The 22,911-nt window shown below is 31.4% G+C and carries 19 protein-coding genes and 1 other RNA gene; 4 read left to right on the top strand and 16 right to left on the bottom strand.

What is annotated here, in order from left to right; genetic code table 11:
• Positions 1-144: 144 nt before the first annotated feature.
• From H0I30_RS05925 to H0I30_RS05855, 15 genes are all read right to left on the bottom strand, one after another.
• Positions 145-954, bottom strand: a complete 810-nt coding sequence (locus H0I30_RS05925; RefSeq protein ID WP_218773347.1) for an HNH endonuclease — start codon at positions 952-954, stop codon at positions 145-147.
• Between the two features lie 252 nt (positions 955-1,206).
• Positions 1,207-3,846 carry a DEAD/DEAH box helicase gene (locus H0I30_RS05920; RefSeq protein WP_218773351.1) on the bottom strand — a complete coding sequence of 880 codons (2,640 nt, stop codon included), beginning with the start codon at positions 3,844-3,846 and terminating at the stop codon, positions 1,207-1,209.
• A gap of 3 nt (positions 3,847-3,849) precedes the next feature.
• Positions 3,850-5,493, bottom strand: a complete 1,644-nt coding sequence (locus H0I30_RS05915) for a site-specific DNA-methyltransferase (protein ID WP_218773350.1) — start codon at positions 5,491-5,493, stop codon at positions 3,850-3,852.
• 1 nt (position 5,494) lies between these two features.
• Positions 5,495-6,463, bottom strand: coding sequence for a 5'-nucleotidase (locus H0I30_RS05910; protein WP_218773349.1), 969 nt, complete (start codon positions 6,461-6,463; stop codon positions 5,495-5,497).
• Complete coding sequence (locus H0I30_RS05905; protein WP_218773348.1) at positions 6,464-6,661, bottom strand: helix-turn-helix domain-containing protein; 198 nt, start codon at positions 6,659-6,661, stop codon at positions 6,464-6,466.
• Between the two features lie 300 nt (positions 6,662-6,961).
• The gene (locus H0I30_RS05900) at positions 6,962-7,915 is read right to left on the bottom strand and encodes a Fic family protein (protein ID WP_121052018.1); all 954 of its coding nucleotides are present in this window, start codon (positions 7,913-7,915) and stop codon (positions 6,962-6,964) included.
• Between the two features lie 227 nt (positions 7,916-8,142).
• Positions 8,143-8,937: a cation transporter gene (locus tag H0I30_RS05895; RefSeq protein WP_167919739.1), complete on the bottom strand. Its 795-nt coding sequence runs from the start codon at positions 8,935-8,937 to the stop codon at positions 8,143-8,145.
• Positions 8,938-9,089: 152 nt separating this feature from the next.
• Positions 9,090-9,662, bottom strand: a complete 573-nt coding sequence (locus H0I30_RS05890; RefSeq protein ID WP_218773535.1) for a hypothetical protein — start codon at positions 9,660-9,662, stop codon at positions 9,090-9,092.
• A gap of 159 nt (positions 9,663-9,821) precedes the next feature.
• Positions 9,822-10,484 carry a hypothetical protein gene (locus tag H0I30_RS05885; RefSeq protein WP_218773345.1) on the bottom strand — a complete coding sequence of 221 codons (663 nt, stop codon included), beginning with the start codon at positions 10,482-10,484 and terminating at the stop codon, positions 9,822-9,824.
• Between the two features lie 1,058 nt (positions 10,485-11,542).
• Positions 11,543-12,352 carry an HNH endonuclease gene (locus H0I30_RS05880; protein WP_218773347.1) on the bottom strand — a complete coding sequence of 270 codons (810 nt, stop codon included), beginning with the start codon at positions 12,350-12,352 and terminating at the stop codon, positions 11,543-11,545.
• Between the two features lie 149 nt (positions 12,353-12,501).
• Positions 12,502-13,017, bottom strand: coding sequence for a hypothetical protein (locus tag H0I30_RS05875; RefSeq protein ID WP_218773346.1), 516 nt, complete (start codon positions 13,015-13,017; stop codon positions 12,502-12,504).
• A 175-nt stretch (positions 13,018-13,192) separates the two neighbouring features.
• Positions 13,193-13,855, bottom strand: a complete 663-nt coding sequence (locus tag H0I30_RS05870) for a hypothetical protein (protein ID WP_218773345.1) — start codon at positions 13,853-13,855, stop codon at positions 13,193-13,195.
• Between the two features lie 178 nt (positions 13,856-14,033).
• Positions 14,034-15,221 carry a tyrosine-type recombinase/integrase gene (locus H0I30_RS05865; protein WP_218773344.1) on the bottom strand — a complete coding sequence of 396 codons (1,188 nt, stop codon included), beginning with the start codon at positions 15,219-15,221 and terminating at the stop codon, positions 14,034-14,036.
• A gap of 102 nt (positions 15,222-15,323) precedes the next feature.
• On the bottom strand, positions 15,324-17,768 hold the full coding sequence (locus H0I30_RS05860) for a carboxypeptidase-like regulatory domain-containing protein (protein WP_218773343.1): 2,445 nt from the start codon (positions 17,766-17,768) through the stop codon (positions 15,324-15,326).
• A 12-nt stretch (positions 17,769-17,780) separates the two neighbouring features.
• A complete protein-coding gene (locus H0I30_RS05855) occupies positions 17,781-19,472 on the bottom strand; it encodes a M23 family metallopeptidase (protein WP_255554343.1) in 1,692 nt (563 codons plus the stop codon).
• 151 nt (positions 19,473-19,623) lie between these two features.
• Here H0I30_RS05855 and H0I30_RS05850 point away from each other — a divergent pair, with 151 nt between their 5' ends.
• The 4 genes from H0I30_RS05850 (at position 19,624) to rny (ending at position 21,993) form a co-directional block, all read left to right on the top strand.
• A complete protein-coding gene (locus H0I30_RS05850) occupies positions 19,624-19,914 on the top strand; it encodes a hypothetical protein (RefSeq protein ID WP_218773342.1) in 291 nt (96 codons plus the stop codon).
• A 12-nt stretch (positions 19,915-19,926) separates the two neighbouring features.
• Positions 19,927-20,214, top strand: a complete 288-nt coding sequence (locus tag H0I30_RS05845; protein WP_218773341.1) for a cell division protein ZapA — start codon at positions 19,927-19,929, stop codon at positions 20,212-20,214.
• Between the two features lie 55 nt (positions 20,215-20,269).
• A non-coding RNA gene (ssrS, locus tag H0I30_RS05840) (6S RNA) lies at positions 20,270-20,378 on the top strand.
• 49 nt (positions 20,379-20,427) lie between these two features.
• The gene (gene rny / locus H0I30_RS05835; protein WP_218773340.1) at positions 20,428-21,993 is read left to right on the top strand and encodes a ribonuclease Y; all 1,566 of its coding nucleotides are present in this window, start codon (positions 20,428-20,430) and stop codon (positions 21,991-21,993) included.
• Positions 21,994-22,048: 55 nt separating this feature from the next.
• Here rny and H0I30_RS05830 read toward each other — a convergent pair whose 3' ends face one another.
• Positions 22,049-22,747 (bottom strand): hypothetical protein, encoded by a 699-nt coding sequence (locus tag H0I30_RS05830; protein WP_218773339.1) that lies wholly within the window; start codon positions 22,745-22,747, stop codon positions 22,049-22,051.
• Positions 22,748-22,911 lie beyond the last annotated feature (164 nt).

Raw genomic sequence — 22,911 nt, 5'->3', positions numbered from 1 at the left:
ATCGTTTTGCTCATATTGCTTACAACGGTTAGTATATGAAAAGTAGGCGATTTCGAAGCACCAAACTTTCAGTTAAACCTGAACTTTGATACAAGCTAAAACCCTTGATTTCACTACTATTTCGCCTATTTTTTATATACATTGTTACCTGCTGGCTTTTTTCATTTTTTCTTTCAGTTCGTCAATCGTGTATGGTTCTTTTCGTTTATGAATCATTGCGTGGCAGTTCGGACAAACAGGTCTCAAGTCCTTAATTGGGTCGATTTTATATTCTTTTCCAATGTCTGCGACTTGTCTTAAATGGTGAACGTGAATAAAGTCTTTACCTAATTCTCCGTATTCTTTTTCAAAGTTAAATTCGCAAACTGAACAAGAAAGTCCGTAATGCTCAATACAAGTTTTTCTTGCGAATGGATTTCGTTCATATTTAGTTACTAAAACTTGATTTGGTGTTCCTTCTGTGTAAACTTTCTGTTCGTCCTTTTCAGTTTCTTTGAAAGGGTTATGTCTGATTTCTTGAGTTGTCAAAAAGTCAAACCATACGGCTTCTAATTCGTCCGTTACATCTGGATTAATCTCAATTCCTGAAGATTGCGGTGTCCAATTTACTTTTGCCAAATTGCCTTGATTTAAGATATCAAGACTCAATAGCGGTTCTTTTTCGGGATTTAAAATTACTTCAAAGTCAATCATTACACGATTCACTAATTTATCTTCTCCGCTCCAATGTTTTGATAAAAATGGTGGTGTCGCAACAAAACCGGCAGCCATTATTCCTTTTGGTTCTTCGCCAAGTCTCATTAAGAATGCTCTGTCTCCTGGTTGGATTTTTTTATGACTTATTACACTCCATTTTTCTGTCGCTCGACCTGTTTGTTCGATTTGGTCAATGCTCTGTTCAAGAGTTGTCCAATTCCATTTTTTCGGATTCCACGCAAATAGGAATGTTTTCATATTGTCGTTTTTTTAGCTTGCAGGTAACGTGTTTGTGTATGATTAGTGGCGTGTTTCAGCAACTAATTTAGCAAATACAAACCAAATAGAAAATCCGCAAGGATTTTCGTAAGTAGGCGAGAACCAGCCATTAATTATACACGTTGTTAGCCACTGGCTTTATTCCGTAAACTTGCTAGCGTTGGCGTGAAAGCTCTTTTAAATTTGTGAGGCACGAGCAAACTTTAAATGTGCTTGCACTAGCGTTGGCTTTTACATTCCGCTTATCAATTCCTTTGCTTTGTCCAATGTAAATGCTCCATCAACTTCCTTTTTGTCAAAAATCATAAAATAAGAAAAGTCGTGTCCAGCTTGTTTTTCCCATTCGTTTCCGAGTCTGCATTTACCTTCGCTGTCTGAACCATCTAAATGGTCTCCTTTCGTTTCTATTAAAATTGTTTTTCCAGATTTAGTTCTCAAAATAAAGTCAGGATAATGATTGGCTTTAAATCCGTTGATGTAAAATCCTTTCCCTCTTTCTAAATTTCTATGCCAAAACTCAATATTAGAAGAAGTTCCGATTTCCATTATTACTCTTTCCTCAAAGTTGTTCATTGTTCCTTCTTTTTCATACAATGAATTTCCGATTGAAGAACCAACATTTCCAGGAACAATTTCCTTTGCTAATTTCCAGTTTTCTTTTGCAGTTATTCGCTTTGATTTAATTAAATCCATAAATCTAGTTTCTGCATAAGCATCTGATAACTTTCTAATATGTGCCTTTATTTTGTCGGTATAACTCCATTTTCTAACTAAAATGTCACGCATTTGTTCTGCGTTCATTCCGTTTAATATTCTACCAACATAAACTTTTATTTCTTGGTCTGGAATTGGATACATATTTCCAATAATCTGCATTATTTGATGCGTTATATCGCTTATTTGGGCATCTTTTGGTTTTGCCAAAATGTATTCTGCAATTGGGTCTTTTACTTGACTTTCTTCAATTTTTACCCAATCTGGTGTATAATTATCTTTTACAGTTTCTGTTAAATCTACTTTGTATAAATCAGATGAGATTTTGTCAAAGTCAATTTTTATATCTTCATCAGAAAGTTTGAAATCTTTTAATAAAGATTCTCGGTTTAATAATTCTTGGTCTGTTCCAAAAATGTCACTTGCTGCTACTTTTAGAAAAAATTGAGGAAAATCGATTTTATCAATAATTTCTTTATTCGCTTCTTTTACTCGATAACGTTTAACTTTATCTCCCATTTCTTGAAAAATATTTTCGTCAACAGGTTGTTTTTCTTGTTCCTGTATTTGCTGTTCTAATTCCTTGTTTTGTTCTTCTGCCATTGTTTCTATTTCTGTAATTACAGAAGTATCTTCAATGTCTTCTTCTTTTGCATTTGGGTCAAAAGAAATACGTCCTTTATCAATTGTTTCTTCTTCGGTTTCTTTTTGTTGTTCTGGAAATAGAAAAGAATCAACAGGATTTACAACTTCTGTTTGTTTTTCTTCTTCTGTCATTTTATCAGAAACTCTATGTTCATTTCCACTAAATCCAGATGCTTTTAAACCTTCAACAATGCTTTGTAATGTGTCATTAAATTTTGCCGAAGCTGTTAATACATAGGAAAGATTTAACTGAAAAGCTTTATGTTTTTGAACGTAAGGTTGACGAAGTACACGACCTAAAATTTGCTCAACATCTACTGCACTCGATTTGTCAGCCAAAGACGCTAAAATGTATGCAAAAGGACAATCCCAACCTTCTTTTAAAGCATTTATTGTAATTATGTAACGAACTTCACAATCTTTACTTTGTAAATCTGGAATGCTTTTAAGTTCATCAATATTCGCTGTTTTGATTTTTATTTGATTTTCGGGAATACCCAAACTCAATAATTGTTCTTTTAATTTCTCAAAAGTTGTATTGTCGTTTTTTGTTTTTGGTTGTGCTTGAAATAAAACGATTGGTCGAATGTATTTTCCACCATCTTTTTCTTGCTTTATTGCCAAGTTTTCCAATTTGCGTTGTAAATGCAAAGCATTGTTAATGACTTCTGTTTTATCGTGATTGTTGTAAACGATAACAGGAAGTTTAACCATATGTTCCTTTTTTAACTCTATTGCAGGAACAAGACTTACAATGTTGCTATTGTCTTTTGGTGTTGCTGTTAAATCTAAAATGAAAGATGGATTTAAGTTTTTAAGCATATCTACGCTCAAATCACTTTCTGCATTATGACTTTCGTCAACTACCAAAACAGGATGTAAACTTCTAATAACATTAATTAATGCTGTGTCGTCAACATCATCTAAAAGATGTTTTCTATTTGCGTATTGTGGAACAAAAGATTCCAATTGTCCGTTTTCTTGATATACTTTTCTATCTTCTTTGTTTCTTGCTCTTAAACTGGCAAAACTCAAAACAAAGATGCTCAACTGTTCTTTTACTACAGTTGGATTGAAATTTGAACCTTGTAGTAAATCTTCTTTTTGGTAAATCTCAACTTTGTGGTTAAAAAGTGCGTTTAGTTTTTGGCGATAAGGATGCTCTGGATTTGATAAAGCATTTACGGTTTGTTGTAATAAATTACTCCAAGGAACTAACCATATAACTGCTTTTGTTTTACTTGTATCATAAGCAGAAAAAATGGAACGCAAAGCGTTTACAGCAATAAAGGTTTTACCACCAGCAGTTGGTACTTTTATACAAACGTGTGCCGAATTTGGGATGTTATTTTTATAAGGTTGCATTCCTGTATTATCCAAAGGATTATATCGTCCAATTTTATCTTCCCAATATTGATTAAATGCAGTAGATACATTTTTATGCTCTTGAACATATTGTAAATATTCTTCAAGATTTTCTATTACTTTTTGTTGGTAGCTTTTTAATTCCATAATCTAAAATCTTGTAATGTCTCTTGGTATTTTTTTGAAAATGATGTTGTTTTTTGCCATAAAGTCTTTAGGTAGTAAACAATTATCTGCATAAATAACATATTGTTCTCCTTTGGTTTTTACGAGTTCTAAAGCATCAAAATCTAAAGTTGTAAGTTTATCTTTTTCGTAAATGAAGTAATAAACTGATTCGTCTTTTTTACCTAAAAAGTAATTATTTTCTTTTGTCTTTTTAAATGGTGTTCTCGTTTCTGAAAACCAGATGTATTCACGTATTTTTTCTGTTTCAACTTTTTCGTTAAGGTTTTGGTTATCATCGAAAAGAGGTAAGCCTAATTCGTAAAAGTCAAATGCTCCCCCAAGTTTTTCAAAATTTACAGTTTTTGTTTTGAAACCTTTAGAGACTCTTTTTATCCTTTCTGCGGTAACTTCTTCTGCATAATCTTCAAGTTCAATTAAGATGAATTTACGGTTAGAGTTATCTTCTTTGTTTAATTCCAAAGTAGCCTGACCAGTAGTTCCTGTTCCAGCAAATGAATCAAGAATAATATCATTTTTTTCAGTAACTAGCTTTAATAAGAATTTTATTAAAGCTGAAGGTTTTGGAAAGTCAAATTTATTTGGTCCAATTATATTCGTTAATTCACTACTACCAGTTTTAGTATTTGCAATGCCTCTTAAAACAGTTGGTGGGTTGGTTACTGATTTTTCTTTGATATAAGTTAGAACTCCACTTTTGTTAAAGTAAAATTCTTGAAGCTTTTGCCCTTTGGTATCATAAGTATTTTCTGGGTCTTCATAGAACCAACTCTGCATTTGTGATTTCATCGCCCAACCAGCACTCAAAGTAACAGGTTTAGATAATTTTCCTTTTACAGATTTCATAGTGCCTGACACCAAGGTTGTTTTTTCTGAACCACCCCAATTTTTTTCTAATATTGTGTTATCTGGTGCATCAAATCTAGTTCCAACCGGAAATGTAAATTCGCTTTCTGGATTCTTATAACTAATTTTTTTAAGTGCGGAATGTTTAATTATTCCTTCTCCTCCTTTAAAATTTGGCACTAAATCCTTGTTTTTAGCATAGACTAAAACGTATTCGTGAGCCCTAACAAAATGACCTGCTTGAGTTCCAGTTCCTAAATCCCAAATAGATGTTGCAATTTTATTTTTTATTCCAAATATTTCATTTGTTAGAGAAAGTAAATTATGATATTCGTAATCATCTATTGATATGAATATAATTCCATCTTTAGCCAATAATTTGTGAAGTAGTTTTAGTCTGGGATACATCATACACAGCCACTTATCGTGACGACTCAAATCATCTCCTTCTTTACCAACTACTTCTCCTAGCCATTTTAATATTTTTGGATGATTTACATTGTCATTATATGCCCAACCTTCTTTTCCAGTGTTATATGGTGGGTCAATGTAGATACACTTTACTTTTCCTTCGTACTCTGGCAGTAGACTTTTTAGAGCTTCTAAATTGTCTCCGTGAATTATTTTGTTTCCGCTTTGAGTTGGTTCGGTTTGTTCTTCTTTTTTAGCAGTAAAACCGTATTTATGTTCCAAAACTCTATAAGGTACATCTTGATGATGACTTATAACTTTGTCTTTTCCTATCCAATTGAGTGTTGGCATATTAGTTTTCTTTTTCTTTTTTTGGTTCTACAATAATTTCTTTTTCGTAATTCTTTAAAATGGAATTTGATTTATACAAAACCCTACCACAAGGAATTTTTTTACTGGAATCACTTAAATGTGTATGTTGGTCATCAAAAAAGATATGAGCTCCGAATGCTTCTAGAACTTTTTCTTTAGGTAAACCACCCAAAAAATAGGCTTCATCAACATAGACATTCCATTTTCTTAAAGTTTTAATAACTCGCATATGACTTGGTGCATTACGAGCAGTAACTATGGCTATTCTCAATGGTGAAAGCTCTTTTTCGATAGGAAGAAAATCTTGAATATCTGACAACTTTCTTAAAAGCACAGCAAACGGACCATCATTTAAAGGAACATCTTCATTTTCTTTTTCGTGTTTATGAAAAGCCTCTATGTTTTTGGTTTTATAAATTATTTCAGATTCCTCTGAAAAAACAACTGCATCAGCATCAAAAGCGAATTTCACTCTGTCTGTTTCAGGTTCAAAATTCTCTGGTGGGTCATAAATTAATGCTGTAGCACAATTTGTAGTATCAATTATTTTCTGAACATCACTTTCATCTCGCGAAAGAAATAAGTCAATATCAAAAGCATCTATAAATGGTGAGAGTGGTTCGCCACCAGAAAATGCCCATCTTGTTATTGGTAGATTGTAATGTTCGATTGCTTTTAATACTCTTACGCCTGTTTCTGGGCTATTTCTGGACATTACAACAACTTCGACAATTGGACTTTTTTTGTCTACGTGTGTGTTAAGTTTTAATAAAGCTTCAACCAATGGAAATGCAGTTCCTTTTTCAAGTAACTTGTCTTCGTTTGCTAACTGAAATTCTCGAAAACCACGAATGTTTTTATCCTTAAAAATCTGCTCTTCTTCTTCTAAATTGAAGAGTGCCCTAGATGATACACCAACTACTAATATTTTTGAAAAGTCTACAGGCATTTATTTTTCTTTATTTGATATTATTAATTCTTTCACGTCCACATCTAAAATATTGGCAATTTCCATTAAGGTTTCCAATCTCGGTTGTTGTCTGTTTTGAGCATAAGCATTTACCATATTGTAGCTTTTGCCTAGTTTTTCCGCCAACCAAGTCTGCTTTATTCCTTTCTGTTCCAACACTTCCTTAATTCGGTTCATTTCAGATGTTTTTTCAATCCACTAATTTACATTTATATCTCAAAAAACTGTGTATTAAATCAAAATATTTTCGGGCGGTGGTGGGAAAAGGCAAGCTCTTTTTATTTTGTGAGGCACGAGCAAAATAAAATGTGCTTGACTGTGTGGTGGCTTTTCAGAGCTTGTGGCTAACGTGTTTGTATATGGTTTGTTGCGTGGTTAAGCAACTAAGTTAACAAATAAAAACCGAATAGAAAATCCGCTAGGATTTTCGTAAGTAGGCTAGAACTAGTAATAAATTATATACGGTGTTGTGCCCAGTTATTTTAAACGGTAGATTGTCTTATTTTTTTCTCCTATTTTTTCAAATAAATTTAATTCAACTCCTTTTTTTAAATCTCTACTTGCAGTTGCTGAAGAAATGTCTTTAAAAACATCCATATAATCTTTTCTTGTAAATTCAATTTTGTTTAATGAAACATAATATTCTAATCTATCTTTTTCATTTAAAGTTCGATTATTAAAATCTAATAATTGACTTATTGAAATGTCAATTACGTTAAGCATATATTCAATAAACTTAGTTGACTTTCCAGATTTATCACTTTCAGCTAAAGCTTTGTAATATTTTTCCTGGTCATTACTGATTAATGTTTCAAAAGGTAAAAACTCAAATATTGGATATTTTTCCATTAAAATTAAAGTTTGCCATAATCTTCCCATTCTTCCATTTCCATCCAAAAATGGATGTATAAATTCCATTTCGTAATGAAAAACACAACTTTTAATTAATTCAATTTCATCAGAATTTTTCAAATATTCAAAAAGGTCTTTCATTAAGAATGGCACATTTTCAAATGGTGGTGCTAAATGCTCAATTTTAGAGCCTTTTACAATACCGACACTCTGAGTTCTATATTTCCCTGAATTTTCGATTAAACCTTCCATTAAGTTTTGGTGTGCTTTTAAAAAAGATTTTTCATTAGAAGGATTGTAATCATCTAAATTTTCATAGATTTTGATTGCATTTAAAACTTCAATAACATCTTTTTTAGGTCCAATAACTCTTTTGTTTTCAAGAAGTGCAGTAATCTGTTCCTCTGTAAGTGTGTTTCCTTCTATTTTTAACGAAGAATGAATAGTTTTGATTCTATTCTGTTTTCTCAATTTAGGTGAAGGTCTATTTAATAAATTAGCATTTACTTCTCCTATTTTCTCTGAGATAGAAGTTATTAATTTTAAAATAGAAGATGTTATTTCGTAAGGTGGTTTCATTTTTTGATACTATCATTTGATACTATCAAAGATACAATCATTTAATCTGAATAATGTTATGAAACGGATTTTTTAATTGGGCACAACGGTTTTGTGTATGATTAGTTGCGTGTTTAAGCACCTAATTTAGCAAATAAAAACCGAATAGAAAATCCGCGAGGATTTTCGTAAGTAGGCGAGAACCAGCCATTAATTATACACGTTGTTGTAAGTAGTGCTTTTTTAGTTCACTTACTTAATTTCAAAATCCGAAATGCTCCTTGAATTACCAATGCAAAAACAATTGTTCCGATAATCAAATCAGGTTTATTAGAACTCAAATAATGCACTAAAATTCCTGCAATAATTACTCCCAAATTGATAATCACGTCATTCGAAGTGAAAATCATACTCGCTTTCATATGTGCTTCTTCTTTGCTCTTTGACTTTTGCAAAATATAAAGACAAATTCCGTTTGCAATAAGTGCAAAAATCGAAACTATAATCATTGTTGAAAAATCGGGAAGTTTCTCGTTTCCGAAAAATCTTCTCAAGACTTCTACAAATCCAATAATCGCAAGTATTATTTGAAAATATCCAGCAAGTTTGGCAATCCGTTTTTTCTTTATTACTGTTCCGCCAACCGCAAACAAACTAATTCCGTACACAAAACTGTCCGCAAGCATATCTAAACTATCGGCAACAAGTCCCATAGATTTTGAGATAATTCCTGTTGTCATTTCAATAATGAAAAAAGCAAAATTTATGGCAAGTACAGACCAAAGTAGTTTTTTCTGATTTTCGTTTTCTTTAAATTCCGTTTGGTCGGTTTGTTCCGTTGAGATTTTTTTTCCACCTAAATTCAATTCGATAACGGACTTTTCGATTTGGTCAATTTCTCCGCTGTGAAAAACGGTCAATTTTCGATTCGGAATATCAAAGTCCAAATTCGCAATGCTTGAAATTCCGTCCAATTTCATTCGGATAAGATTTTCCTCTGAAGGACAATCCATTTTGGTAATTTCAAATATTGTTTTATTCACTTGGTTTCTGGGTTTTTCGGCATTACTTACAACGTGATTGTATAAGATTAGTTGCGTGTTTTAAGCACTAAAGTTAGCAAATAAAACACAGATAGAAAGTCCGCGAGGACTTTCGTAAATAGGCTAAAACCAGCAATTAATTTTATACGGTGTTAGCTACAGTATTTTTCCGTTTTTTCAATATTTTCATTCAGTTTTCTATTCGTAATTATAAAACGAAAAATAATTATTCCATAAAATACTAAAATAGGTAATTTCATATAATTCCAATATGGGTTATTATTGTCAAAACCCATTTGCCAAATTCCCATAATCAAAATCAAGATTGCTAATACTATGACGCTCCAATTATTTTTAAATCTATTATTAAGTTTGTCAATCATTTTTTTTAATTCACTATTAAGTTTATCAATTCCATTAAATTCAGGTTTAGAATTTATTTTTTTCAAATGATTTAATAGTTTAAGTTCATATAATTCATTTGGAAGATTTAATACAAAACTTAAACTTAAGATAGCTAAAAGTCCAGTTTTTTCCCATCTAAATATAGTGTAACCAAATAATTCAGAAATAATTGATGAAATTAGAATTCCACCACATAAAAGAGTAAGTACTAAATTCAAAATACTCATTCCTTTCAAATATTGTATTCTCTTCTCAATTCCTTTTTTTCTTTCTCCATAATTTGATTTAAAAGAAATTATTATATTTTTTCTATCATTCATTTTTTCGTTCATATTGTAGCTAACGTGTTTGTGCATGATTTGTTTGCGTGAATTTAGCGAATAAATAGTAGACAATTACAAGCCTTTGAAGGCCGCGAGGTTTTTCCGTAGGAAAAACTTTGTAAGCAATGAATTATGCACGGTGTTGGGCACAGTTATTTAATTTTCAGCTGTTGATTCAAAATTCGGAATTATTTGTTTTCCAATATTTTCAATGTTACTTATTCCGTCATAAATTCCTTTATGATATTCCTCGACCTCTGAATATTTTATTGTTTTAAATATCCATTGATGATTTTCGTAAAAGCCAAATTCGATTTCGTCAAGATGGTTTGCAGTCTTTCCTTCTTTTGTCATTTGGTTAACTTTTTTTCTGATTTTCTCAGAATATTCGGGCGATGAATTTAATACAGAATGAGCGATATTGTTTCTGAATGAAATTAACTTGTCAATTTTTTTCAAATTTGATTGTTCCGTTTTCCATATTTTGGGTTGTTGGGTTTTAAGAATGTTTTTTAAAGTGTTCAGTTTTCTTTGTAAGTCCATTCTATCAAAAACCATTGAATTGAGTAATTCTTTTTTTTCATCTTTTGCAAAATATTGAGATAATAATTTTGCTAAAATTAATTCAAGATAAATGCTCATTTCTACAACACGACCTCTGTATCTTGCTGATTCGGTATGTAAAGTTCTATTAGCGAGAAATAGATTTAATCTATCTTTGGCTTTAGAATCTAATTTTTTCATTTCCGACATAACTTTTGGAAAGTCGTCTGAACTAATTAAATTAAGAATTCTATCAAATGTTTCTTTTTCTTCCACTTTTTTTTAATTGTGCCCAACGGCTTTGTGCATGGTTTTGTTAAGGAAAAGAGTGCAGCGCTTTTCCGAATTTGAACGAAAGATAATAAAAGTGCGAGGAAATTCCGCAAGGAAGTTCCACCTTAATGAATTATGCACCTTGTTGGGTTTTCGTTTTATGGTTTTTCCGTTCTATTTTCATTTTCAGTTATTATTTCCGCAAAGATTCTAATTCCGCTGTTTTGATTTCCACGTTTAGGTATTCAACTCAATTTTCAAAACTTCTCAAAACTCTAAAAGTTTGTAATTTGATTTCAAAACTCTCCAGTTTTAGATTTTTATTTAACGAAACAATTCTAAACGGGAATTTTTCTATTTGTAAAAAATAGACTTAAAAAACTAAATTGTTCAAGCTACTTTTTTTGAGTTGTAATTAAATTCCAAAATAGCTTTTCTGTAAATTTTTCCAACATTGTAAAAATTCACTTTAAAAGCTAAAAATGTTCAATTTTAACGGTTTCCGCTAATGAAACCCAACGGTTTTTTGTATAGAAAGTTGCTTTTTAAGAGCTCGGCGAATTTTCCGCAGGAAAATTGGACTTAGTAAAAAAGCACAGCCTATTTAGTTTAGCTAAAATAAAGCAATTTTTATATACAAGTTGTTAGCAAATGCGTTTTTTTCGATTAATAATTCCATTTTAGTTTTTCAATATTTTCAAAATTCAGAGTTTGAGTAAACAATTCCGCAAAGGTTTTCAACTCCGCAAAGTTGCTAAATTCCGCTAGAGTGATTTTTTGCGTTCAGTTCTGTTGTTGTTAATGTTTAGAATTCCGTAAAGTTGCTCTTAACTTTTGTTTGTTATTTTTCCAATGTTATGAAAAGAAAATTATTGAATAATAAATTTAAGATTTTTAACTCAAAATTAGTTCCGCCTGAGTGATTTCTAAAGTTTTTGCTAACGGTTAGTATATGAAAAGTAGGCGATTTCGAAGCACCAAACTTTCAGTTAAACCTGAACTTTGATACAAGCTAAAACCCTTGATTTCACTACTATTTCGCCTATTTTTTATATACATTGTTACCTGCTGGCTTTTTTCATTTTTTCTTTCAGTTCGTCAATCGTGTATGGTTCTTTTCGTTTATGAATCATTGCGTGGCAGTTCGGACAAACAGGTCTCAAGTCCTTAATTGGGTCGATTTTATATTCTTTTCCAATGTCTGCGACTTGTCTTAAATGGTGAACGTGAATAAAGTCTTTACCTAATTCTCCGTATTCTTTTTCAAAGTTAAATTCGCAAACTGAACAAGAAAGTCCGTAATGCTCAATACAAGTTTTTCTTGCGAATGGATTTCGTTCATATTTAGTTACTAAAACTTGATTTGGTGTTCCTTCTGTGTAAACTTTCTGTTCGTCCTTTTCAGTTTCTTTGAAAGGGTTATGTCTGATTTCTTGAGTTGTCAAAAAGTCAAACCATACGGCTTCTAATTCGTCCGTTACATCTGGATTAATCTCAATTCCTGAAGATTGCGGTGTCCAATTTACTTTTGCCAAATTGCCTTGATTTAAGATATCAAGACTCAATAGCGGTTCTTTTTCGGGATTTAAAATTACTTCAAAGTCAATCATTACACGATTCACTAATTTATCTTCTCCGCTCCAATGTTTTGATAAAAATGGTGGTGTCGCAACAAAACCGGCAGCCATTATTCCTTTTGGTTCTTCGCCAAGTCTCATTAAGAATGCTCTGTCTCCTGGTTGGATTTTTTTATGACTTATTACACTCCATTTTTCTGTCGCTCGACCTGTTTGTTCGATTTGGTCAATGCTCTGTTCAAGAGTTGTCCAATTCCATTTTTTCGGATTCCACGCAAATAGGAATGTTTTCATATTGTCGTTTTTTTAGCTTGCAGGTAACGTATTTGTGCATGATTTCGTTAAGGAAAAGAGCGCAGCACTTTTCCGAATTTGAACGAAAGATAATAAAAGTGCGAGGAAATTCCGCAAGGAAATTCCACCTTAATGAATTATGCACGGTGTTATGTGCTGGCTTTTATTTCCGTTTTTAATTTAATTCCGTAATTCAAATTCTCAAAGAAACTCAACTGTCGCTCAAATAAATATCCGTTTGCAATGAAATCCATTTCATAATCAGTCGTTTTGATATTCAGTTCCATTTGGTCAATTGAATATTCGTGAAGTCTAAATCTAAAATATCGAGCGTATAATTTAGAAACTCCGAGTTTTAAAAAAAACCACATTGGCGAGAGAAAAAATGGGTCAATATTTTCTTTTCCACGCTTTAGAGTAATTTCGATTATATTTTCATTTGTAATGGGAATGGTCGTTAATTTATTGGAATAATTCGCACGTAATAAAATTCCGCCAGTTCGCTTTTCAAAGTTGCATTTCGATTCCAATTTTAGAGATTCGTTCTCGGGATTTTTAGTTTTAAATGACTTTAAATAAAATCCTGTACTTCCAATCGCTTTCGGTTTTCGTAAATCGATTTCAGCAGGTTTTCCAATCTGTTTTATTATTGATTGTTCAGTCATTTTGTCGTTAGTTCGAATTTTTCTTCAGCTTGCACATAACGTGTTTGTGCATGATTTGTTTGCGTGAATTTAGCGAATAAATAGTAGACAATTACAAGCCTTTGAAGGCCGCGAGGTTTTTCCGTAGGAAAAACTTTGTAAGCAATGAATTATGCACGGTGTTGGGCACAGTTATTTAATTTTCAGCTGTTGATTCAAAATTCGGAATTATTTGTTTTCCAATATTTTCAATGTTACTTATTCCGTCATAAATTCCTTTATGATATTCCTCGACCTCTGAATATTTTATTGTTTTAAATATCCATTGATGATTTTCGTAAAAGCCAAATTCGATTTCGTCAAGATGGTTTGCAGTCTTTCCTTCTTTTGTCATTTGGTTAACTTTTTTTCTGATTTTCTCAGAATATTCGGGCGATGAATTTAATACAGAATGAGCGATATTGTTTCTGAATGAAATTAACTTGTCAATTTTTTTCAAATTTGATTGTTCCGTTTTCCATATTTTGGGTTGTTGGGTTTTAAGAATGTTTTTTAAAGTGTTCAGTTTTCTTTGTAAGTCCATTCTATCAAAAACCATTGAATTGAGTAATTCTTTTTTTTCATCTTTTGCAAAATATTGAGATAATAATTTTGCTAAAATTAATTCAAGATAAATGCTCATTTCTACAACACGACCTCTGTATCTTGCTGATTCGGTATGTAAAGTTCTATTAGCGAGAAATAGATTTAATCTATCTTTGGCTTTAGAATCTAATTTTTTCATTTCCGACATAACTTTTGGAAAGTCGTCTGAACTAATTAAATTAAGAATTCTATCAAATGTTTCTTTTTCTTCCACTTTTTTTTAATTGTGCCCAACTCGTTATATAGAGAAATAACTTCCTCTTTTTTAATATATAGTTCCCGATAAAAGGAACTTTTGTTCTTGTTTATCAGCTCTTAAAAAATGCATTTCATAGCAATAAAATGTTTTTTTAAGAGCTACTAATATATAAAAATAATTGGCATTATTTTTCTTAAACCTTTCTAGAGTTTAAAAACTGATCTGATTCTGAAGTGTTTTTTTGTAGGCTCAATAATATAGTGTCTAGCGGACTCTTTATTTCTAATAAATCCTTTTTAGCTACGTGTGTATAAATCATCGTCGTTTCTGGCTTTGCATGGCCTAATAATTCCTGAATATGACGTAAACCAATACCGTTTTCTAATAAATGTGTAGCATAACTGTGCCTTAATGTATGCGGAGTAACATGTTTTTTTATGTTGGCAAGTCGGGTAGAGGTGTGCAAGAATTTTCGAATGCTACTTTCAGAATATTTTGTTCCGGTTGGGCTTTCAACAAAAAAACGTTTCGGCACATAAGTGCTAATATAGTTTTGTAATAAAGGTAAAAAACTGTCTGCTAAAATTACATACCGGTCTTTTCTTCCTTTTCCGTTTTGTACAAATAATTGTCTTCTAGTAACATCAATATGTCTTAACTCGAGTTTGGTTAATTCTCCAATTCGTAATCCGGCAGAATATAACATTGCCAAAATAGCACGGTGTTTTAAGTTTTTGGTAACTTGTAATAAGGTTACAACTTCTTGTTGTGATAAAACGGAAGGTAATTTCCTCGAGGTTTTAGGTCTTTCTAAAGTAAGTGACTCAATATTACATTTAGGATAATAAACAACAAACAATTTTAAAGCACTTATAAATTGTCGCTGCGAGCTTATACTGTAGTTCCTGGTAATAAAAATGGCTTCAATAAATAGCTCAACATTCTTATTGGTGAGTGATTCGATTGGTGCAGGCTGACTAAAATCAATAAAATCAGCAATAAAAGTAAAATACGTAAGCACCGTGCTTTCACTGTAACGTTTACCTCGCAAATATTTCACATAATTCCGAATAATTTCTTTGTTCGCGCTTGTAAGTTTACGTTCGGTTTTTACACCTCTGTGATATAGTTTTTTAGTAACCGATTCATCTACTTTAATATCAGCAATATCACTTAAAAGATGTTGTATGTCAGAAAATGTTTTATCAGTAAAAGGGCTAACCCATCCTTGTAGAGTTTTACTCCAAGTAAATTTTTTTAAACTCCTAATATGGTTAATTATAACATCATCATATTTAAAAGTTAGTAATAAAACTACTTTTTTTCTATGCAATGTTTTTTTTACAGAAATTACTTTTTTTGGTGTTGATTCAGTTTTCATATACTACCAAATATACAAAATGATTGATAATATATGTAGTTAATTTTAGTTAAGTTGTTTTAAATCAGTAGTTTGTTTTTTTGTTGGATGGTTTCAAGAATATTAAAACTGCATTCCTATTTTTAAGTTTAAAACTCTACCTGTCATGTAATTCGGAATTCCGTATTGTTGTTTGCTGTAGGCGTCACGAACCCAGGTATTGGTTATCGAATTTCTGATATCAAATAAATTAAAAAGTTCTAAACCAGCAGTTAGTTCTTTAAAATTACGCAAAAAACCAGTCGGTCTTTTTTTGTTGGCGTCTGTAAATACGTAGGATATTCCTACATCAGCACGTTTGTAATCATTTAATCTATTTTGATATTGATATACATCTGAATAAGCAGGAGCGCCACCCGGAAGCCCTGTATTATAAACAATATTTAAATAGGCTTTTAAATCAGGTATATTAGGCACATAATCCTGAAATAAAACACCGAATTTTAAGCGCTGATCAGTTGGTCTTGCAATATATCCTTGATTGTTGATGTTTTCTTCGGTTTTTAAGTAACCAAAACTTACCCAACTATCGTTACCAGGTACAAATTCTCCGTTTAAACGAATATCTAATCCGTAGGCATAAGCATCAGTTACATTATCCGCTCTATAACGAATACGAACATTGTCTACCGAATACGAATTTACATCAGATAAATCTTTATAATACAACTCGGTTGTTAGTTTAAAAGGACGTTGCCACATGGTAAAACTGTACTCATTACCTGCAACTAAATGAATTGATTTTTGGGCTTTTACCTTCGGATTAATTTGACCGTCATAACCTCTTAACTCTTTATAAAACGGAGGCTGAGAATACCAACCACCAGAGATTCGAAACAACATATCTTTATCCCAATCTGGTTTGATAGCAAACTGAGCTCTTGGACTAAATATAATTTGATTTTCAGCGCTTTCGTTAGCGGTTTTTACACTCCAATTATGAGCGCGTACACCAACATTCATCCATATTTGATGATTTTTCCAATTACTTTTTCTGCTGAATTGTAAAAAACCCGAAACACGATTAATATCTACATCATTATTTGCTCTAACAGTATTAAATGGTTCGATGGGTCCTGCAAAAGGTTCGTAAGGTTGATTGTTACCAGTAAGGTTTGGCGGACGTACGGTGAAACCTAAAGAATCTATCATTTCCCATTCACGTATGCGATCTTTTATATTTTCTGTTTGATATTTTACGCCTGTTTTCCATTCGTTTTTACCATCTTTTAAAGTGGCTTTAAGTTGAATATTACTTATTAAGGCATCTAAATCGTTGCGGGCATGGTTAATTTGCGACCCGATTCCTTGTGAAAAAGCGACCTCTCCAAAATTTTCAGATCCAATATTACTATCCACTTCTCCTAAATTATAAGAAGCGGCAATATCAAAATATTCTTCTTCTTGCGTATTAAAAGAAGAAATGGTTCCTGTAATTTTTAAGTTATCATTTACTTGATAATCGGTAGAAAAAGCACCAAAAAGTGTTTTAAATTGATCTTTTTCTTGCCCTTGATAAAAAACAATTAATTCTAACGGATTTACCAACGTACCAAAACGTGTTTTTCTTGTTAATGGTTCGTAATTATAATTATTTAAAGAAAAGTTACTTAAAAAATTGAAAGTAACTTTATCGGTTGCTTTGTAGGTTAAAAAAGATTGTACGTCGGTAAAAGTTGGTTTAAAATTTACATCTACTTGCTTACTGTTAACAAACAAACTGTTATCGCGATAACGAACACCAACAATGGCACTTAACTTATTATTTAAAAAAGCATGTTCTATCGTAAAACTTCCGCCTAATAAACTAACATCTAGTTGCGCACCAAATTCCGTTGGTTTGCGATACGTGATGTCTAAAACAGAAGAAAGTTTGTCGCCGTATTTTGCTTGAAATCCGCCTGCGGAAAAATTAATATTTTGCACCATTTGCGGATTGATAAAGCTAAGGCCTTCTTGTTGCCCCGAACGTATTAAAAACGGACGATATACTTCTATGCCGTTTACATATACTAAGTTTTCATCAAAATTACCACCACGAACATTATATTGAGTACTTAATTCGTTATTATTGCTAACACCTGGCAGGGTCATTAAAATATTTTCTACACCTGCGTTGGCACCTAAAATTTTCTTAACTTTTTTTGTGTCGATTTTTGTAATTCCTTGTGCTTCCTTTTTTAGGTTTTTAAGACTAACCTCTTCTAATTGTTCTGTTTTAAAAGTAAGAGAAGGAGAGAAGTTAAATGTTTTTTTACCTCTCGAAGTAAATTTTTTTGTAATCGTTTTGTAGGAAACGTGACTAAATGTTACGGCAACCGTTTTACGCATGGGTATGGTAAAAGTATAATCTCCGTTGGCGTTGGTTGTAGTTCCTCCAGATAGGTATGTAATGGCCACACCTTCTATAGGAATGTTAAATTTATTAGTTATGGTACCTTTTACAATTGCTGTTTTTTGAGCAAAAATTAATGAAGGGAATAGCAGTAAAAAAAGTAGTTTTTTCAAGGGTTTTATAGTTTATTTTTTGAAGAATGTTGCGGTAACAGTCTTTATATTTCCAACATTGTCAGAAACTACAAGTTTAAAAAGATGTTTGCTACCAACCAACTTTTTATCTGTAAAATCGTACGTAAGAATTCCTTTTTTATGGTTGTATTCCATTAATACCCAGCTACCATCTATGGTTGCACGGTAATTTTTTATACCAGAATCGCTGTCTTTAATTTTTACTTTTAAAGTTTTGTTTTTTGATATCCACTGTTTGTCATTAAAATTGTACAACTTAATGGTGGGCTTTTCAGTATCATAAAGCAATGTGTAATCTCCTAAAATTTTCGTGGTAGTATATATTTTATTGATATTTTTTCTTGTAGAAACATACCTGGGGTATTTGGTGTTTGTAACATTGGCAATATATACTTGCTGTTTTTGTTGCTCGTTTAAAAAAGAGGTTTCGAAAGTTAATGTGTAGCGCTTGTCTATTGGTTTTGTTTTGTTATGAATTTTAGCAATACCGTCCTTAAAAGAAAAATCGATAAAACAATCTTCGTAAAAAGTGTTTTTAGGAAAAGCAACGGTTACATTGTTAAGCGTAAATTTTTGAAAGTTTTTAGCAACAATTTTATAATTTGTAGTGTCTTTTTGTTGATATACTAAATTACTTTCTACACCTCTTACAGGTATTTTAACAGAGGCAGTATTGTTTTTAAAATCTTTAGCAATAATTTCAACATTATAGCTTGCGTTTTTTTCAACAAGTATTTTACCATTGTTTATTAAGTTTTCATATAAACTTAATTTGTTGGCATCTACCTTATGTGTTTTTTGCACTTTACTTCTGTACGTTTTGTAGTGTTTATAATCAATTAATAAATTGATGTATTTGCTTTCAGAAAAAGAAAAAGTTTCAACATCGTGATAATAAACTCTGCTACCATTTACTTTCATCTCTAAACTGTAAATTCCGTTTTTGTTTAAAGCGCCATTTAATCTATCAAAAACACTAATTCCGAAACCAATAATTCCGCTAGCAGTAATACTTTCGCTAATAAAATTATTTTCACTGATTTTTTTAAATGATAAAACCGATTTTAAGCTAGAATTATTAATTCGTGACTGTTCGTTTAAAGGATAAGCCATTATTTTTTTAATACTAGGCGACGTATCATCAGTTACAGTTATTCCGAAATGTAAAGGGTTTATAATACGCTCTGTTTTAGTATCTCTAATTTCGTAATGCAAATGTGGTCCGCCAGAGCCGCCAGTGTCACCACTATAACCAATAATTTGGCCTTTGCTAACAGGAAATTGATCTTGCTTCGGAAATAAGTTACCCGTTTGATAACTCTTTTTCTTGTACTGAATTCCTTTAACGTATTTCTGAATAACAGGTTTAAAATTTTTAAGGTGCGCGTATACAGTTGTATATCCGTTAGGGTGTTTAAGGTATATTGCTTTACCAAAACCATATTGCGATACTTTTATGCGAGAAACATATCCGTTTGCGGCTGCGTAAATTGGTAAACCTTCTTTACCTTGAGTTTTAATGTCGATACCCGAATGAAAGTGGTTACTTCTTAATTCACCAAAAGTACCTGATAAAACAATCGGTATTTTTAAAGGAGAAGTAAAGTAATTTTTAGGGTATTGCTTTTGTGCATTAACTGTATAATAGAATACTAAAAAAATAATAGAAAAATAAAATTTCAAGATATAGCGGTTTTAAAACAAAAATACTAAAAATAAGCTAAAACACTTAGATGTCTTATAATCAGTAGTGTTGTTAAAAAAACATTAAAATAGTTGTTATTTAAGTTCTATATTGATAACTTTGTAAGTATAGTTTTATTCTCACAAATAAATGAGTAACCCTTTAGAAGCAATTCATTTACTGGAAGATAAGTTAAAAAATCTACTTTCGAGGTATGAATTTTTAAAAGAAGAAAACCAAGTATTGCTTCAAAATAATGCAGAGTTACAAATTTTATTACAAGAAAAACAGCAAGAATTAAATAAAGAGCAAGAAGAATATAAATTGCTAAAAATTGCTAAAACTATAGAAGGCAGTAACGAAAATACAAGAGAAACAAAACTCAAAATAAATACATTAGTTCGAGAGATTGATAAATGCATTACTCTTTTGAATTCATAAAAAGTTCTTTACATGGCAAAGATTAAAGTTAATGTAGTAATTGCAGGAAGAACGTACCCGTTGAGTGTAGAAAACACAGATGAAGAACAAGGGATGCGTAGTGCAGCAAAAAACATTAACGATTTAATTGCTAAGTTTGAACAAAGTTATGCAGTATCAGATAAACAAGATGTATTGGCAATGTGCGCATTGCAATTTGCATCGAAATCAGAAATAGTATCTTTAACCAATACTAAAGAAAATACTGAAGTAATAAATAAAATAAATGATTTAGCTAACTTGTTAGATAAGCATTTGTAACGTTCTTTAAAATACATTATTAATATACTGCCTACATTAGTACATTGTTTGTTAAACTCAACACTATTTATTTAGAAAGGATGAGTCTTGGTTCGTAAAGCAAGCCGATTTTAGATCGGATCCTTGATAAGCCAGTTAGTCCTAAACCTGTTTTTTCGGAGTTTATAAAACCCATATTAATGTAGGCTTTTTTTATACAATCAAATTAAAATTATGGATGGAATATTATTTCCTGTATTAGCAGGAATTATAGGTATAGCAATAGGTTTTGTAATCGCTAAGGTATTAGAAAAATCGGCCGCTAATAAATTAATACAAGAAACAAAAAAGCAAGCGAGAAATATTGTAAAAGAGGCCAAAGTAGAGGCTGATGCAATAAAAAAAGATAAAATATTACAAGCCAAAGAAAAGTTTATAGAGCTAAAATCAGAGCATGAAAAGGTAATATTTTCTAGAGAAAAAAAGATGTCTGATGTTGAGAAGAGAATTAGAGATAAAGAAAGTCAAGTTTCTTCTGAATTAGATAAAAATAAAAAATTAAACAAATCTGTAGAGAAGAAAGAAGCAGACTTTGATTATAAATTAGATTTTTTAGATAAAAAAGAATCTGATTTAGAGAAACAACACAAACGTCAGGTAGATATGTTAGAGCAAATTTCTGGCTTATCAGCAGAAGATGCGAAAACAGAGTTAGTTTCATCTTTAAAAGATGAAGCAAAAGCAGATGCAATGTCGTTTGTACAAAACGCTGTTGAAGAAGCTAAAATGACAGCGCAACAAGATGCTCGTAAAATTGTATTAAATACAATACAAAGAGTAGGAGTAGAGCAAGCTGTAGAAAACTGTGTATCTGTTTTTAATTTAGAATCAGACGATGTTAAAGGTAGAATTATTGGTCGTGAAGGACGTAATATTCGTGCTTTAGAAGCCGCTACCGGAGTAGAAATTATTGTAGATGACACACCTGAAGCAATTATTTTATCTTGTTTTGATCCTGTTCGTAGAGAAATTGCTCGTTTATCAATGCATAAATTAGTAACAGACGGAAGAATTCACCCAGCAAGAATTGAGGAGGTTGTTAAGAAAACAGAAAAACAAATTAGTCAAGAAATTATAGAAGTTGGTAAACGTACTGTTATCGATTTAGGAATTCATGGTTTACATCCTGAATTAATAAAAATAGTTGGACGTATGAAATACCGTTCTTCTTATGGTCAGAATTTATTACAACACTCGCGTGAAGTAGCAAATCTTTGTGGTATTATGGCATCAGAAATGGGCTTAAATGCTAAAGCAGCTAAACGTGCAGGTTTATTACATGATATTGGTAAAGTGCCAGAAACAGAAAGTGAATTACCGCATGCTTTATTAGGAATGCAATGGGCAGAGAAGTTTGGTGAAAAACCAGATGTTTGTAATGCCATTGGAGCTCACCACGACGAGATAGAAATGAAGAGTTTATTATCACCTATCGTTCAGGTTTGTGATGCTATTTCAGGAGCAAGACCAGGCGCACGTCGTCAGGTATTAGATTCTTATATTCAACGTTTAAAAGATTTAGAAGATATCGCCTTCGGATTTAGTGGTGTGCAAAAAGCATATGCTATACAGGCAGGTCGTGAATTAAGAGTAATGGTAGAAAGTGCTAAGGTAAATGATACTAAAGCAGCTGAATTATCATTTAATATTTCACAAAAAATACAGAATGATATGACGTATCCAGGGCAAGTAAAAGTTACTGTGATTCGTGAAACAAGAGCTGTTAATGTTGCTAAATAATGGCAATAAATACTATTAAAAAATCCTCATCATAATTGATGAGGATTTTTTGTTTTTATCTATTCCTTTTAGACCTTCCTTTTTGCTCAGGAGTTGTTCTCTTTTTGTGATATTTTTTTGAATAATTTTTATTTTTACGCCTCTTTATAAGCTTACCTCTTTTTCCGGTTTTTGCATTAGGAACGGCTCTGTAATAAAAGAATTTTTTATCTTCTCTATACTTTCTGTAATTCTTTCTAAAGTCTCTTTTGTAAAAATACGCATCGTTATAATTAAATATGCTACCAATGTTAATATCAATATCTATACCTCCGTTGCTGTAATATACATCATCATTATAATGATTATTATACCTTACGTTTCCATAAAAACGAGGATTGTTCCAACGATCATACTTAATATTTAAATTTCCAACTTTTGATAGTTTTCCATATCTATAATCAATATAAATACTACCAATTCGTTTTACATTTCCTCTAGAATCATAATTGATAAAAGCATTACCAACTCTTCTTACTTTTCCGCTACGATCTCGCTCTATACGTACACCATTATATCTTGTGTTATTATAGTGTGTGTCAAAATCAAAATCTCCATTTAAAAATACGTGAAACTGTATATCTCTTTCGATAAAGGTAACTGCGTCGTTATAACGATTTACAGATTCAACTTTATTTGTTGATGTATTTATGTTTTCAGCACTCACTGATGCTAATGACATAATTGCTAATATTAAAAGTATCCCTTTTTTCATAATTAATAAATTTAGGGTTTCGCTTACTCTATTTGCTTTTCGGCTTCCGCATTTGATTGATATTTTTCAAAGAACGTGCCAAAAATATATTTTCCTATTTGTAATTAAGTATTAGGATTTGTTTTTTTAACGGTATGGTGTTGTTTTTCAGTGTGTTATGTGAT

The sequence above is a fragment of the Tenacibaculum sp. AHE14PA genome, from assembly GCF_019278465.1.
Taxonomy (GTDB): domain Bacteria; phylum Bacteroidota; class Bacteroidia; order Flavobacteriales; family Flavobacteriaceae; genus Polaribacter; species Polaribacter bernardetii.
This window is presented reverse-complemented; position numbering and strand designations above follow the sequence as displayed.

Bases quoted from the DNA above. Each gene is read 5' to 3' on its own strand.
- H0I30_RS05865 (WP_218773344.1), bottom strand. From the start codon at position 15,221: ATGAAAACTGAATCAACACCAAAAAAAGTAATTTCTGTAAAAAAAACA.
- H0I30_RS05830 (WP_218773339.1), bottom strand. From the start codon at position 22,747: ATGAAAAAAGGGATACTTTTAATATTAGCAATTATGTCATTAGCATCA.
- H0I30_RS05875 (WP_218773346.1), bottom strand. From the start codon at position 13,017: ATGACTGAACAATCAATAATAAAACAGATTGGAAAACCTGCTGAAATC.
- H0I30_RS05925 (WP_218773347.1), bottom strand. From the start codon at position 954: ATGAAAACATTCCTATTTGCGTGGAATCCGAAAAAATGGAATTGGACA.
- H0I30_RS05920 (WP_218773351.1), bottom strand. From the start codon at position 3,846: ATGGAATTAAAAAGCTACCAACAAAAAGTAATAGAAAATCTTGAAGAA.
- H0I30_RS05915 (WP_218773350.1), bottom strand. From the start codon at position 5,493: ATGCCAACACTCAATTGGATAGGAAAAGACAAAGTTATAAGTCATCAT.
- H0I30_RS05910 (WP_218773349.1), bottom strand. From the start codon at position 6,463: ATGCCTGTAGACTTTTCAAAAATATTAGTAGTTGGTGTATCATCTAGG.
- H0I30_RS05905 (WP_218773348.1), bottom strand. From the start codon at position 6,661: ATGAACCGAATTAAGGAAGTGTTGGAACAGAAAGGAATAAAGCAGACT.
- rny (WP_218773340.1), top strand. From the start codon at position 20,428: ATGGATGGAATATTATTTCCTGTATTAGCAGGAATTATAGGTATAGCA.
- H0I30_RS05890 (WP_218773535.1), bottom strand. From the start codon at position 9,662: ATGAATGATAGAAAAAATATAATAATTTCTTTTAAATCAAATTATGGA.
- H0I30_RS05845 (WP_218773341.1), top strand. From the start codon at position 19,927: ATGGCAAAGATTAAAGTTAATGTAGTAATTGCAGGAAGAACGTACCCG.
- H0I30_RS05900 (WP_121052018.1), bottom strand. From the start codon at position 7,915: ATGAAACCACCTTACGAAATAACATCTTCTATTTTAAAATTAATAACT.
- H0I30_RS05880 (WP_218773347.1), bottom strand. From the start codon at position 12,352: ATGAAAACATTCCTATTTGCGTGGAATCCGAAAAAATGGAATTGGACA.
- H0I30_RS05850 (WP_218773342.1), top strand. From the start codon at position 19,624: ATGAGTAACCCTTTAGAAGCAATTCATTTACTGGAAGATAAGTTAAAA.